This is a genomic window from Empedobacter sp. GD03865 (assembly GCF_029840775.1).
Classification (GTDB): Bacteria; Bacteroidota; Bacteroidia; order Flavobacteriales; family Weeksellaceae; genus Empedobacter; species Empedobacter falsenii_B.
Map to the genome: position 1 here is coordinate 1 of NZ_JAOCDF010000008.1, position 14,301 is coordinate 14,301.

Sequence of the window (14,301 nt, forward strand, 5' to 3'; positions counted from 1 at the left end):
CAAAATCCGTTGTTAAAAGTGAATTTGATTATTAATAAGAAAAAACGAAAAGCGTTAGCGTAGAACATAAACCGTGAAAATAAAACTCCCTTTCCCTAAAACAAAGTTGGCGCGATGTACAGGGTAAGGAGTGACTTTTAAAACTAATGTTGAATTAAAAAACTATGTAAAAACGTAGAACGTAATACGCATCATGTAAAACATAATTAAAACCACCTTTATTATGCTAGAAAAAGAATATGAATTATTTAAAAAAGGCGATCCCAAAGCTTTGGAGCAAATCTATTCACGACATAAAAGATTACTTTTTTGGATTGGTAAACAAATAGTTTATGATGAATTTGTTGTAGAATGTTTGGTACAAGATGCGTTTCTGAAATTATGGGAATATCGAGATAACATAGAAAGACCTGAACATATCTTTTATTTCACGCGACTTGTTTTGAAACAAAGTTGTTATTCGCATTATAGAAGATCTAAAAATAAATTTTTTAGGTCGGTGCATTCATTAGATAGTTACGAGAATTATGATAGTTATTTGACTGGATACGATCCGTTAGAGGTTGCAGAAAACATAAAGGATAAAATAATACATGACCAACATTATGAAGAAATTAGAAAAATATTACCCTTATTAAGTGCTGAAAGAAAACATTTGATTGAACTCTGTTTGAAATATGGATTCAGATACAAATCGATTGCCAATGCAATGGGAAAAAGAGTTTCAGAAACGAGCAAGGAGATTAAAAGTGCAATAGAGGATGTTAAGAACCTTATAAATAGTCATGATGTATTAGTGTCTAAAAAGAAAATAGTTTCTAAGGAAAAGGAACAAAATCAAATGACCGAAACACAATCGTTGATATTAAAACTTCGATGTAAGCATAAACAATCTTTTGCCAATATCGCTGAAGAATTAGAACTGTCTCAAAAAGAAGTACACAACGAATTTATAGTCGCCTATAAATTCACTCAACAAAACAAAGTTCAATCACTAAACTATTGATGATGGAAAAATCTACTTTAATACTCACTCGAAAAATACAATTAATTATCGATTTACCAACTCAAGAAGAACGTAAAGAAGTTTTGGATACGCTTTATAAATGGCAAAATAGATGTTTTAAAGCCGCTAATTTGATTGTTTCTCATTTGTATGTACAAGAAATGATGAAAGATTTTTTTTACCTCTCTGAAGGAGTTAAATATAAATTAATGGACGAGAAGAAAGATGCAGAGGGTATACTAGAGTGCTCTAGAATGAATACCATTTATCGTGTACTTTCAAATCGTTTTAAAGGAGAAGTTCCAATGAATATTTTATCTTGTTTGAATAATATGTTGTATCAATCTTTTAAAAAAGATTGTGTCAAATATTGGAAAGGTGAAATCTCATTAAAAAATTTTAAACGAGCTATGGCATTTCCTTTTAATAGCAGTAAAATAACTAAATTATGTTATAATGAAGAGAAGAAAAATTTTTGTTTTATCTTATTTAAAATACCATTCAAAACTTATTTAGGAAAAGATTTTACAGGTAATAAAAAACTACTGGAACAAGTGATAAGTGGAGAAATAAAACTTTGCACTTCACAAATAAAGTTAGAAAAAAGTAAAATATTTTGGTTAGTAGCCGTTGAAGTTGAAAAAGAAAACCATCAATTACAATCCGAAATTATTGCAGAAGCTTCCTTGTCGTTGGAATATCCATTGGTTGTAAAAGTAGGTAAATCTCGGCTTACTATTGGTACTAAAGAAGAGTTTCTTTACCGAAGGTTAGCGATACAAGCATCCCGTCAACGAACGCAAGCAGGAGTAGCCTATGCGAAATCGGGAAAAGGAAGAACGAGAAAACTAAAAGCCCTAGATAAAATGAGTCAAGTAGAAAAAAATTATGTGCATCATAGACTACATGTCTATAGTAAAATGTTAATTGATTTTTGTATCAAATATAAAGCAGGAACACTTATTTTATTGGATCAAGAAGAAAAAATCGAGCTAGCTAAAGAAGAAGAATTTGTACTGAGGAATTGGAGTTATTATGAACTGATGACTAAAATAAAATACAAAGCAGAGAAAGCAGGAATTGAGCTTATTATAGCATAAATTATAATTTTTGAGGGTGATTGTACACCCATAAGGTGAGGTTGATTACGAACACTCACTAAATGTAAACAACATATACTAAGAGTGTTTGAGTGTATACTTGAATAGATAAAGGCAACATAGTGGCAGTAGAATGTATATAAAAGATTTTTGTAGTTCAGGTGTTGTGATGCTAGTTTAGTTGTTTTTTATACAAAAAGTCATGGTTAAAATATTTTATACAAATGTTTTGATTTTTACTACAACAAATGATTAAACGGTGATGGTTTGCTGATTTAAGCAAAGCAACAGCGGATACTTTGTGGTTAAGGACTCGCGAAAATTACCGCGAAGCGGGAATCATTAATTAAAAAAACATTATAACTTATTATAGCATACATTAAAAACAAGAAACATTGATTTGATTTTTGTAGATTTGAGAAGCAAGCATCTCCTCTACTTCATTTATCAACCAAATAAATAGTACATACCATAAATATTCTGTAAAAGACTTAGCTGAGTTAGGAGGCTTTTCCTCTGTACGTCACTTTTCTGATGTTTTTTTTTCAAGTGACTTCGTTACGTCCTTATGAATATATAAAACAATTGAAATTCAATTTGAACAAAGACGATTAAAAAGAAAAGATGGAAAAATTATAATAGAAGTTTTAATAATCAAAACTCCCTTGTATAGTAAATTTAGGATTAAGATCAATTGGTGTATAACTATAACAGGATTTATTTAAAAACATGTATAGTTATTTTAGGACGGGTCATTAGGACGGGACAGTAGCAGGATACTCCCAACATCAAGGCAAGATGAAGGCAACATAGTGGCAGTAGAATGTATGTAAAAGGTTTTTGTAACTCAGGTGTTGTGACGATTGCCTAGTTGCTTTGTAAAAAAGATAAACGTATTAAGTTGTAATAATTGTATTAAATAAAAAAGGAGCTATTAATTAGCTCCTTTTTTATTTTGATGTTTTTTGGCGTGCAATTCCTTCAATGTTGCTTTTTGTTCTGGCGTAAAAACAGCATTGATTTCATTAAATTCTTTTTGACGAACTTCTTTCATTTTCTTTTTCAATTCAATTTTTTCGTCTTTGTAGCTGTCCTCAATTTGTTTGATTTTGATGACTTGAGCATCTGTCAAGTTCAAATCTTTTTTTAATTGTTGTAATTTCTGCTCTCTCGATCCTTCATTTCTGTCTTGCGCTGAAGCAGTTGTTAAAGTGAAAGCAATTAATCCTAATCCTACATATTTATAAAATGCTGTTCTCATAATTATCAACTTTTTTTGTTTTATTTATTCTTAAGACTTCAAAAAATTAAAAAGGTTTAAAACGATAAATGTTAAAATTTTTCGGTTATGATGAAATCTTTTAAAAGATGTAACATTTGTGATGAATAATCGACCAATATTTTTTAAATTATTTTTGAAATCGATTAAACCTTTTCCAAAAAGGATTGTCAAACAAGTTGTAAAATTATAAAACTACAAAACGAAAAATTAAACAAATGAGGTTAAGAAGTTTATTTGCTTTGATTTTTATTTGTGTTTGTGCAGGATTGAATGCGCAAGAGCTTTTAAAAATTAAAGGGAAAGTCTTATCAAGTGAAAACAAACCTGTAGAATACACTACAATATCGCTTGAAAGCTCGGAAGATGGAGTTGTGGCAGAAGCGGCAACGGATGCAAAAGGAGAATTTACAGTAGAAGCAAAGGCTGGGCAATATGTTCTTGTGATTGAGCCATTGGGATACGATGTAATAGAAAAACAGATTAATTTAGAATCTGCATTAGATCTAGGTACTTTTACTGTAAAAACGACGCAAACAGTTTCGTTAGGAGCAGCAGTTGTAACAGCGGAAAAGCCAATTTATAAAGTAGAATTGGACAAAAAAGTGTATGATATGGCGAATGATCCAATGTCGCAAGGTCAAACATTGTCTGATGCTTTAGCAAATGTACCATCGGTTTCTGTTGATGCAGAAGGAAATGTTTCGTTGAGAGGAAATGATAATGTAAAATTCTTGATTGATGGAAAACCTTCGGGAATGTTGGGTGTTTCTGATGTAGCGGAAGCTTTAAAAAATATTCCAGCCGAAAATGTAGAACGTATTGAATTGGTAACAAACCCTTCTGCTCGTTACGAAGCTTCAGGTTCTGCGGGGATCATCAATATTGTATTGAAAAAAGGTTCTAATACAGGTTTTAATGGTTCTGTAACCTTGAATGGAGGAATTCCTAAAATGGTTGGAGGAAATGTAAACTTGAATTATAAAACAAAAAAATATAACATTTTTACAACTTTAGGTTCTCGTTATATGGATAGAGAAGGTGAAGGTTCTGCTTTTATGACAAGTTATAATGAAGGAACAGATGTTGTAAAACAATATAGATCTACAAACCGAGATAATAATAGAATTCGTAGAAATTACAACATTCGTTTGGGTGGAGAATATTATTTAGATGATAAAAATACAATAGGTTTATCTGCAGGTTATCGTTACAATAATGGAAATAACAATGCTTTAGTTGATTATAATTATTTTGATAATGCAATGACTTTCTTGAAGAATGAATATAATCTTCAGAATGAGAAAGAAATTGAAAATAACTTTGATTTAGATTTTAATTATAAACACGAGTTTGATAAAAAAGGTCATGAATTTGTTTTTACAGGTCGTTTTTCATCTCAAAAAGAAGACGAAGATGGTCTTGTTGATGGATTGACAAAAGAACTTGATAAAACAACTGGAATTTATAAAGATAAAATTACAAATCGTATTACTGATAATTTAGAAGATCAGAAAAATATTGTTTTAACGGCAGATTACGTTCGTCCAATTGGAGAAAAAGGAAAATTTGAATTGGGTGCTCGTGCTGATTTTAGTGATACGAAAACTAATAACAGAACATTCTTTTTAACTGACGCTGGAGATTATGAAGAAGATAGTAGATTCTTTGCAAATGTAGATAATCAACAAAATGTATTTGCAGCTTATACACAATATGGAAACGCAATTGGAGAAAAATTTCAATACTTCGCAGGTTTACGTTTAGAGAGTTCTGATATGAAAATCAAAAACTACACAAGCGGAGAAAATATTTCAAAAAAATATACAGATTTATTCCCAACATTAACGTTGAATTATAAGTTTACTGAGAAAAACGAATTACAATTAAGTTATTCTCGTCGTGTTCGTCGTCCAATGGGATTCATGTTAATGCCTTTCTTTTCTGCAACAGATGATAGAAATGTAAGAAATGGTAATCCAGATCTTAATCCTACTTATACAAATTCATACGAGTTAGCTTATATCACAACTGTAGGAAAGTTGATGGTAACGCCAAGTTTATTTTACCAAAGAACAACTGATATGATTAATCAGTTTCAACGTAAAAATTATAACGATAACGGAGATGAAGTATTTATTACAAAACCAATCAACATTGGTGATGAAGATCGTTATGGTTTAGATTTAACAGCGACTTACAAACCAGCTAAATGGTGGAGTTTGATGTTCAATGTAAATTTATTTGGATACAATAGAACAGGTTTCTACGAAGAAACAAACGTTGTAAAAGATCCTGTAACAGGAGTAGAAAGTACAAAAGTAGATACGCAAGATTTCTCTGGAGACGGATTTAGTTCTCGTGGACGTTTGTCTTCTAACTTTATATTACCTGCAGATTTCAAAATTCAGGTTGCTGGAAATTACATGGGAAGCATGAAAACGGCTCAACAAAAAATTGAAGATAATTTGTCAATGGATTTTTCTTTATCAAAAGATTTGTTCAAGAAACAAGCTACATTATCTTTAAATATTCGTGACGTGTTCAACTCAAGAAAAAGAGAATCTACGACTTATGGAGCAGATTACACAAATTATGAAAGTATGCGTTGGATGAAACGTTCATTAAATTTATCATTTACATATCGTTTTAAGAAAACAAACGAAAGAGAAAAGAATAAACAACAACGCCCTGACGGTGAAGAAATGGGAGGTGGAGAAGAAATGCAAATGCAAACTCAAACGCCTTCTTAATGAATTAGTTTGAAAATAATCGATAAAAAAAGGTTCGCAATTTGCGAACCTTTTTTGTTTTATTAATTGTTCGAAAAATGATTATTTGTTTTTTAACAAATCACGAATTTCAGCCAATAATTCTTCTTGTGTTGGACCAGCTGGAGCTGGTTCTTCAGCAGGAGCTTCTTTTTTCAATTTGTTAATTCCTTTAATCATTACGAATAAAGCAAATGCAACAACTATAAAAGAAATAGCAGCAGCTAAAAAGCTACCATATTTAATTGCAGTCCCTGGTATTACTAATGCAGCTAAATTTTCAGCGTTAATAGCTTTTAAGGCTGGATTTAAAATGGCTGGCGTAATGATATCTTCAACTAAAGAAGTAACAATTTTACCAAAGGCACCACCGATAACTACACCGACAGCTAAATCTACTACGTTACCTTTTACTGCAAACTCTTTAAATTCTTTAAAAAATCCCATAAGTTTAAAATTTATTTCTAAGTTTATAATAATTCTAAGGTTGATTGATATCTAATCTATTTTTAGAAGAGATAAATAAGTATAAACCGATTAACATAAAAGGAATACTTAAGATTTGACCATTGTTTAATCCTATATTCAACATTTGAGCAACTGCTTCTTCTCCTTGATTTTCTTTATAGAACTCAACAACAAATCGTATTAAAAATAATAAAAATAAGAATATGCCTAACAAAGCTCCCAAATATTTTGTCTTATCTGTTTTGTTGTACATATAAAGCATAATAATTCCTAAGATAACATATCCAATCGCTTCATAAATTTGAGCTGGATGACGAGGAATTACTTCTCCATATCCCAAACTTTGTTGATGAAATTTTACTGCCCAAGGTAATTCTGATGCTTTTCCTACAATTTCTGAGTTGTAAAAATTTCCAATTCGAACCGCAGCTCCACCAAAAGGAACAACAACAGCAATACGGTCTAACAACCACAATACATTACGATGCAAATATTTTCTACTAAATAAATAGGAAGTTAAAATTACACCTAATGCAGCTCCGTGACTTGCAAGTCCACTAAATCCTACAAATTCGTAATCTTGTAATAATCCAAAGAAAGCACTTTGTCCTGGTGAGTGTTGTACAGGTAAGAAAACTTCGATTGGTCGTTCAATAAACGCAGCAGGATCATAAAAAATATATTCTCCGAGTCTTGCACCTACAATTGCTCCAATAAATGTGTAAAGGAATAAAGGGTCAAGTAATTCTTTTTTCTGATTTTCTTTCTTGAAAATGTTCGACATCAAATACCAGCCTACGACAAAGGCGACTATCCAACATAAACTGTAAATATGTACTTTGAATCCTGCTATTTCAAATAAATAAGGTTTTGGATTCCAATCGATAAACGAAATTAAGTTAATCATTAATTTTTCTTTTTAGGTACAGGGTCGTATCCATGTCCTCCCCAAGGATGACAGCGACCAATTCTTTTTGTTCCGAGCCACAAACCTTTTAGCAAACCATGTTCTTTTAGCGCCTCTATCATATAAGAAGAGCAAGTTGGTTGATATCTACAATTGCTTCCCATCCAAGGAGAAATCGCTAATTGATAAAATCTTACCAACAGAATAAATGGTGTAACCAAAATTTTGTTCATCTCACAAAGTTAATCAATAACCGAAATAAAAAAGAATCAATCTAAAAAGTTTATGCTTTTGCAGATTGATTCTCTATACGATACGTGCTTAACGCATATTATTTTTTAGTATAACTCGCTGGATCTAATGCTTTGTAAGACCAGTTTTGTAAAAACTCTAACACAACTTTCGGATCATGTCCTTTCACTTCTTTGCTTTCAAGATAAGCTGAGTTTTGTGTGTGAATTAAATTTCCTTTCTCATCTAAAATTACAAAAACAGGAAATCCAAAACGCTCTGGGTGTTTCAATGCAGCTAACGTTTCTTCGTTTTTATTTTTTGGAGAATAATTTACATGAACCACTTCATAATTATTCGCAATATAATCTTTTACTTCTTGATTTTCTTTTGTCAATTTATCAAACATCACACACCAAGCGCACCAATTACCACCAATTTGCAATAAAACGTGTTTCTTTTCAGCAGAAGCTTTTTGTACCGCATTCGCGATATCTACTTTCGGATTTGCTTCTTCACTATAAATTTTTGGTTTTTCAGTTTGTTGACCAAATGCAAAACTTAACGATAAAATCATTAAGCTAAAAAACATAGTTAATTTTTTCATTTCAAATTCTAAATATTAAGTCGAATTTACAATAAAAAATTATGCCGAAAACGTTTTTCTACGAATTAATAATCGTGTAATATAAATTTAGTTTTTCTTGAACCGAATTTATTTCATTATTTTTTTCGTTTTGATTAAATTGATTAATCATATTGATAGAGAATTTTGATTCAAATTCTAAACGATCCAATTCAATTTCATAAAAATTAATTTGATGATGAATTTGCGTGAAATAATAATTTACCAATTCAACATACATCAATCTAAGTTCTTGATTAACTCTGATAAATTCGACAAATTCTTGCAATTCGACCAAAAACTCAATCATTTGTTTATTGATTTCTGATTGTTTATCTTTTAGTTCAATCTTTTTCAAATAATCAGTTGATAAAGCAATTTTATCACCCAAAAGTTGGTGCTTTCTTGTTAAAATTAAAGCACATTCTAACGCTTTCTTCATCATTTTAATTTTTATTCTAACACAAAGAAAATAAATCTAAATGCCAAAATATGTCGCCCAAAAAATCATTCATTTTGACAAAACATTCCCTAACTTTGAAATCTAAACAAGATTTTATGAATGCGCCTTTAGCTGAAAGAATGCGTCCAAAAACGCTTGAAGAATACATTAATCAAAAGCATTTGGTGGGCGAAAACGGACCAATAAAAATGATGTTGCAACATGATATGATTGCTTCGATGATTTTTTGGGGACCGCCAGGGACAGGAAAAACGACACTAGCTCAATTGATTTCCGAATTAACTGATCGACCATTTTATACGTTGAGCGCCATAAATTCTGGTGTGAAAGAAGTGCGTGAAGTAATTGAAAAAGCAAAGAATCAAAATTTGTTTTCGGGAACGAAAAATCCAATTTTATTTATAGATGAAATTCATCGTTTCAATAAATCGCAGCAAGACAGTTTGTTGGGAGCGGTAGAAACTGGTTTGGTGACGTTGATTGGAGCAACAACCGAAAATCCAAGTTTCGAAGTTGTACCAGCTTTGCTTTCGCGTGCACAAGTTTATGTGTTGAAACATCTCGAAAAAGAAGATTTAGTTGATTTAATCGAACGAGCTATAAAAAAAGATACAGTTTTATCTAAATTAAATATTGAATTAGTTGAAACAAATGCATTATTAAGATATTCGGGCGGTGATGCAAGAAAGCTGTTGAATGGTTTGGAGTTGGTAATTAATAGTTTTTCTCCAACAGATAAAATCATCATCAATGATGAAATTGTTCATGAACGTATTCAGCAAAATTTAGCGCGTTATGATAAAACGGGTGAACAGCATTATGATATTATTTCGGCATTTATTAAATCGATTCGTGGTTCAGATCCGAATGGAGCGGTTTATTGGTTGGCTCGAATGATTGAAGGTGGTGAAGATTTGAAATTTATTGCGAGAAGAATGTTGATTTCAGCTTCCGAAGATGTGGGAAATGCAAATCCAACTGCAATGATTTTGGCGAATAATACTTTTCAGGCTGTTTCGGTGATTGGTTATCCAGAATCTCGTATTTTATTGAGTCAATGTGCGGTTTATTTGGCGAATTCTCCAAAAAGTAATGCAACCTATTTAGCGATTGGTAAAGCGCAACAAATCGTTAAACAAACGGGCGATTTACCTGTTCCGTTGCATTTACGAAACGCACCAACTAAGTTGATGAAAGATTTGGATTATGGAAAAGAATATAAATATTCGCACGATTTTCCAGGAAATTTTGCTGAGCAAGAATTTTTACCAAATGAAATTTCGGGGACGACTTTTTATGAGCCAGGAAATAATAAGCGAGAACAAGTGGACAAACAATCGCTCAATCAAAAGTGGAAAGGAAAGTATGGATACTAAAATTAAAAATCCCAGTTAATCATTTGTTAACTGAGATTTTAAGGTTTGGTTGATTTTTTTGGTTTAGATTGGTTTATATGATAATAGGTTGGTAATTGTATATATACAAGGTTTGTGCCAAAACTTAATAAAAAGTAAAAAATTGATTAAAAAAAAGAAAAAATTAAACTTTTTCGATCTAAAAAAGAGATTTATATTTATAAAATAAAGAAAATGAAACAAATACAAATTATAAACGGACCTAATTTAAATTTACTTGGCGTTCGCGAACCAGAAATTTATGGAACACAAACTTTCGAAGATTTTTTTGAACATGAATTGAGAAAGCAATTTCCAGAAGTTTCGTTGCATTATTTTCAATCAAATCACGAAGGAGATATTATTGATAAATTGCACGAAATAGGTTTTAAATATGACGGAATTATCTTGAATGCTGGTGCGTATACGCATTATTCGTATGCGATTGCAGATGCGATAAAAGCGATTACGACGAAAGTGATAGAAGTTCATATTTCGGATATTTATGCGCGCGAAGATTTCAGAAAAAATAGTGTAACGGGCGAAAGTTGTCTAAAAATTATTTCAGGAAAAGGTTTGCCAGGTTATGTTGAAGCTGTGAATGATTTTGTGAAATAATTAATAATCATTATCTTAACAAGATTAAAATCTATTACCTATGAAGAAAATTATTTTAGGATTAATCTTTGGATTAACAATTTTTAGCTGTAATGCTAAAGGCGATAAGAATAATGCAGAGGAAAAAGCGCAAGCGATGACGGCTTGTGAACAAGCGGCAATAACACCAGGGATATCTGCGGCAAAAAAAGAATTAATTACAAAATATTGTGATTGTTCGACAGATAAAATGTTGGATGAGTTTACATACGCAGAAATGATGCAAATGAAAAATCCATCGCCAGAATTACAAGAACGATTAATGAAAGTGATTGAACCTTGTATGAATGATTTGAAAACAAAATCTGCTGAGTTAGGAGAGTAATAAACAAAAAAGTCGGAACTATGTTCCGACTTTTTTAATATTCTTTTTTGTATTGTTCTTTCTTGAACTCGTCTACAAGATGTTCATTCAAGCTATCAATGTAGCCTAAGATTTCTAATTTACCAATTTTACTCGAAGCCGAACTTGTAAATATTTTTGGTAATTCTTCCCACGTTTTTAATAACTCGTTTTTGTAGTGATTCAAGTTTTTTTGCATTTGTGTACTCGTTAGTTTATCTAATTTTGTAAACACAATCGCAAACGGAATTTGTTTGTTTCCTAACCATTCCATAAACTGTAAATCTATTTTTTGAGGCGTGTGTCGAGAATCAATCAATAAAAAAACATTTACTAAGTTTTTACGAAACTCAATGTAATCATAAATCATTTTATTGAAACCACCACGAACACCTTTTGGTGCTTTAGCAAAACCATAACCTGGTAAATCGGCTAAATACCAAGTGTCATCCATTTCGAATGTATTAATCAATTGAGTTTTACCTGGAGTTGCAGAAGTTTTAGCTAATGCTTTTTTATCTGCTAACATATTGATTAATGACGATTTTCCAACATTAGAACGCCCAATAAATGCGTATTCTGGTTTGAAAGGATCTGGACAATCTGTATATTTTTGCGAACTTTTTACGAATTCAGCTTTTTTAATCATAATTATGCTTTAGTGGCTGGATCTAATTGTTTTTCGATTAGCCATTTGTATAAAATTTCGTTGAATAATTCAGGGTGTTCCATCATTGGAGCATGCCCACATTTATCAATCCAAAATAAAGAAGCGTCTGGTAATTCTTCTTCAAATTCTATTGCAACTTCTGGTGGAGTTACATTATCTTGTTTTCCCCAAATCAAACAAACAGGCATTTTGATGTCTTTCAAATCATCTTTCATGTTAGATTTGATCGCATCTCTTGCGATATATAAAGTTTTGATAGCTTTATTTCTGTCATTTACAGTGTCAAAAACATCATCTACAATTTCTTTTGTAGCGATAGCAGGATCGTAAAAAACTTCGCGCGTTTTACGTTCTACATATTCGTAATTACCACGTTTTGGATAAGTTTCTCCAAAAGATTTTTCGTACAAACCAGAACTTCCTGTTAAACAAAGTGCTTTTACATATTCTGGATGTCTGTGACAAACCATCAAACCAATATGTCCTCCTAAAGAATTTCCAACTAAAATAGCTGGTTCTTTAACGACTTCTTCAATAAAATTTGCAACATGTTTTGCAATATTTTTGATATTAGTATTGATGACAGATAAAGAATATAATGGCAATTCTGGTGCGAAAACCTTATATCCTCTTTGTGCATAATAATTTGTAAGTGAGCTGAAATTGCTAAGTTCACCCATTAATCCATGAAGCAAAACAATTGGTTGTCCTTCTCCTTCTTCTATGTAAGAGAACTTATCTTTTTTCTTTAAGCTAAAAAACATTTACTCGATATTAAGTCGACAAATTTAATTAATTATATTTTTTATTTCGTGGTTTATATGAAAAACTTTAACAATCCATATTAATCACTTATCAAAACAAGGTCTATATAAACATTATTTCTCATTTTATACATGGGGTTAGCGTTAGAAAAAACATAACTATCTGATACTAAATTTTAAATTGTTGATAACTATTTCAATAAAAGTGGTAAAAAATGGTAATTTGTGGTAATATTTTATTTATTTTTGGAAAAATTCTATCATGAATTCATTAATTGGAACATATGAGTGTAAGGTAGATACAAAGGGTAGGCTCCCAATACCAGCGGGTTTGAAGAAACAACTTGCTGAATGTTTGGAAGATGGCTTTGTGTTGAAAAGATCTGTGTTTCAAAATTGTTTAGAGCTGCATCCAATGAAAGAATGGGAAAAAGTGATGAATGATTTGAATAAATTGAATCGATTTGTGAAGAAAAACAATGATTTTATTAGAATTTTTACGGCTGGATTAAAAATTGTCGAAGTTGATGCAAATGGAAGGCTACAGATTTCAAAAGATTTAGTGAAATTTGCAGAAATTAATAAAGAAGTTGTTCTGAATTCTTCTGTAAACATGATCGAGATTTGGGATAAAGACAAATATGAAGAGTCGATTAATGTAGACGATTTAGATTTTGCTTCTTTGGCAGAAGATGTAATGGGAAATTTAGGAGAAGATGAGTGAATATCATAATCCGGTATTATTAAAAGATAGTGTTGATGCGTTAATTATTAACGAATCAGGTATATATGTAGATTGTACGTTCGGGGGTGGAGGACACTCACGTGAAATATTAAGTCGTTTGGATCAAAATGGAAAATTATTTTCATTTGATCAAGATGTGGATGCGGTTCGCAATAAAATTGATGATGATCGATTTGAGTTAGTTGAACAAAATTTTAGATTCTTGAAAAATAATTTAAGATTTCGTGGAATAAAACAAGTTGATGGTGTTTTGGGTGATTTGGGAGTTTCTTCTCATCAGTTTGATACACCAGAACGTGGTTTTTCAACTCGTTTTGATGGAGAATTGGATATGCGAATGAATCAGAATGCAAAATTATCTGCCAAAACAATTATTAACGAATACGAAGAAGAAGATCTTGCGCGTGTTTTTTATGATTTTGGAGAATTGCAAGGTTCGTATCGTTTGGCAAGAGAAGTTGTGAAAGCAAGAGCGGATAAACAAATCAATACAATTGATGAATTGAAGCAGATTTTTTCATTCATTCCAAAAATGAAAGAAAATAAATTTTTCGCTCAAATGTTTCAGGCTTTACGTATCGAAGCAAATGATGAAATGGCTGCATTGAAAGAGATGTTGACGCAATGTGGAGAAGTGATAAAACCAGGTGGTCGCTTGGTGATTATTTCGTATCATTCGTTAGAAGATCGCTTAACAAAACGCTACATGAAAAACGGAATGTTTGAAGGTGAACCAGAGCGTGATGTTTTTGGAAATTGGTCGGCGCCTTTCAAACCTTTACAATCAAAGGTGATTGTGCCAACGCAAGAAGAAATTAATGAAAATCCAAGAGCGCGTAGTGCGAAAATGCGTATTGCGGTTCGTAATGAGGATTAAG

General features: G+C 31.4%; 16 protein-coding genes. 8 read left to right on the plus strand and 8 right to left on the minus strand.

The genetic code is table 11. The annotated features are described in order from the left end of the window. The first annotated feature begins 223 nt into the window (after window positions 1-223). Both N5D46_RS04635 and N5D46_RS04640 read left to right on the plus strand, forming a co-directional pair. Window positions 224-1,006 carry a sigma-70 family RNA polymerase sigma factor gene (locus N5D46_RS04635; RefSeq protein ID WP_280049292.1) on the plus strand — a complete coding sequence of 261 codons (783 nt, stop codon included), beginning with the start codon at window positions 224-226 and terminating at the stop codon, window positions 1,004-1,006. A 2-nt stretch (window positions 1,007-1,008) separates the two neighbouring features. Next, window positions 1,009-2,106, plus strand: a complete 1,098-nt coding sequence (locus N5D46_RS04640) for a hypothetical protein (protein WP_115002130.1) — start codon at window positions 1,009-1,011, stop codon at window positions 2,104-2,106. 934 nt (window positions 2,107-3,040) lie between these two features. On the opposite strand, the gene N5D46_RS04645 is transcribed toward N5D46_RS04640, so the two are convergent. Continuing rightward, window positions 3,041-3,367, minus strand: coding sequence for a hypothetical protein (locus tag N5D46_RS04645; protein WP_038332782.1), 327 nt, complete (start codon window positions 3,365-3,367; stop codon window positions 3,041-3,043). A 236-nt stretch (window positions 3,368-3,603) separates the two neighbouring features. Between N5D46_RS04645 and N5D46_RS04650 the strand changes: the two genes are divergently transcribed. Beyond that, window positions 3,604-6,138, plus strand: a complete 2,535-nt coding sequence (locus N5D46_RS04650) for an outer membrane beta-barrel family protein (protein WP_280049293.1) — start codon at window positions 3,604-3,606, stop codon at window positions 6,136-6,138. Window positions 6,139-6,219: 81 nt separating this feature from the next. Here N5D46_RS04650 and mscL read toward each other — a convergent pair whose 3' ends face one another. From mscL to N5D46_RS04675, 5 genes are all read right to left on the minus strand, one after another. Next, window positions 6,220-6,603 carry a large conductance mechanosensitive channel protein MscL gene (gene mscL, locus N5D46_RS04655; protein ID WP_115001768.1) on the minus strand — a complete coding sequence of 128 codons (384 nt, stop codon included), beginning with the start codon at window positions 6,601-6,603 and terminating at the stop codon, window positions 6,220-6,222. Between the two features lie 34 nt (window positions 6,604-6,637). After that, complete coding sequence (gene lgt / locus N5D46_RS04660) at window positions 6,638-7,531, minus strand: prolipoprotein diacylglyceryl transferase (RefSeq protein WP_219034371.1); 894 nt, start codon at window positions 7,529-7,531, stop codon at window positions 6,638-6,640. After that, window positions 7,531-7,764, minus strand: coding sequence for a membrane protein insertion efficiency factor YidD (gene yidD / locus N5D46_RS04665; protein ID WP_125349653.1), 234 nt, complete (start codon window positions 7,762-7,764; stop codon window positions 7,531-7,533). Before yidD ends, lgt begins: the two co-directional genes overlap by 1 nt. 98 nt (window positions 7,765-7,862) lie before the next feature. Beyond that, window positions 7,863-8,369, minus strand: coding sequence for a thioredoxin family protein (locus N5D46_RS04670; RefSeq protein WP_125349652.1), 507 nt, complete (start codon window positions 8,367-8,369; stop codon window positions 7,863-7,865). A gap of 58 nt (window positions 8,370-8,427) precedes the next feature. Further along, complete coding sequence (locus N5D46_RS04675) at window positions 8,428-8,832, minus strand: hypothetical protein (RefSeq protein ID WP_115001760.1); 405 nt, start codon at window positions 8,830-8,832, stop codon at window positions 8,428-8,430. A 113-nt stretch (window positions 8,833-8,945) separates the two neighbouring features. Between N5D46_RS04675 and N5D46_RS04680 the strand changes: the two genes are divergently transcribed. From N5D46_RS04680 to N5D46_RS04690, 3 genes are all read left to right on the plus strand, one after another. Continuing rightward, window positions 8,946-10,226 (plus strand): replication-associated recombination protein A, encoded by a 1,281-nt coding sequence (locus N5D46_RS04680; protein ID WP_280049318.1) that lies wholly within the window; start codon window positions 8,946-8,948, stop codon window positions 10,224-10,226. A gap of 213 nt (window positions 10,227-10,439) precedes the next feature. Then, entirely contained in the window at window positions 10,440-10,862 is a 423-nt protein-coding gene (locus tag N5D46_RS04685) for a type II 3-dehydroquinate dehydratase (RefSeq protein WP_125349650.1), read from the plus strand. A gap of 40 nt (window positions 10,863-10,902) precedes the next feature. After that, window positions 10,903-11,226: a hypothetical protein gene (locus N5D46_RS04690; protein WP_280049294.1), complete on the plus strand. Its 324-nt coding sequence runs from the start codon at window positions 10,903-10,905 to the stop codon at window positions 11,224-11,226. Between the two features lie 34 nt (window positions 11,227-11,260). Here the strand turns inward: N5D46_RS04690 and yihA are convergent, their stop codons facing one another. Together yihA and N5D46_RS04700 are read right to left on the minus strand one after the other, a co-directional pair. Beyond that, on the minus strand, window positions 11,261-11,893 hold the full coding sequence (gene yihA / locus N5D46_RS04695) for a ribosome biogenesis GTP-binding protein YihA/YsxC (protein WP_084106860.1): 633 nt from the start codon (window positions 11,891-11,893) through the stop codon (window positions 11,261-11,263). 2 nt (window positions 11,894-11,895) lie between these two features. Continuing rightward, complete coding sequence (locus N5D46_RS04700; RefSeq protein ID WP_038332809.1) at window positions 11,896-12,678, minus strand: alpha/beta hydrolase; 783 nt, start codon at window positions 12,676-12,678, stop codon at window positions 11,896-11,898. A 262-nt stretch (window positions 12,679-12,940) separates the two neighbouring features. Here N5D46_RS04700 and mraZ point away from each other — a divergent pair, with 262 nt between their 5' ends. Together mraZ and rsmH are read left to right on the plus strand one after the other, a co-directional pair. Next, window positions 12,941-13,402, plus strand: coding sequence for a division/cell wall cluster transcriptional repressor MraZ (mraZ, locus tag N5D46_RS04705; RefSeq protein WP_038332815.1), 462 nt, complete (start codon window positions 12,941-12,943; stop codon window positions 13,400-13,402). Beyond that, window positions 13,395-14,300, plus strand: a complete 906-nt coding sequence (rsmH, locus tag N5D46_RS04710; protein WP_280045228.1) for a 16S rRNA (cytosine(1402)-N(4))-methyltransferase RsmH — start codon at window positions 13,395-13,397, stop codon at window positions 14,298-14,300. The genes mraZ and rsmH overlap by 8 nt, the downstream gene beginning before the upstream one ends. The last annotated feature ends 1 nt before the right edge of the window (window position 14,301 follow it).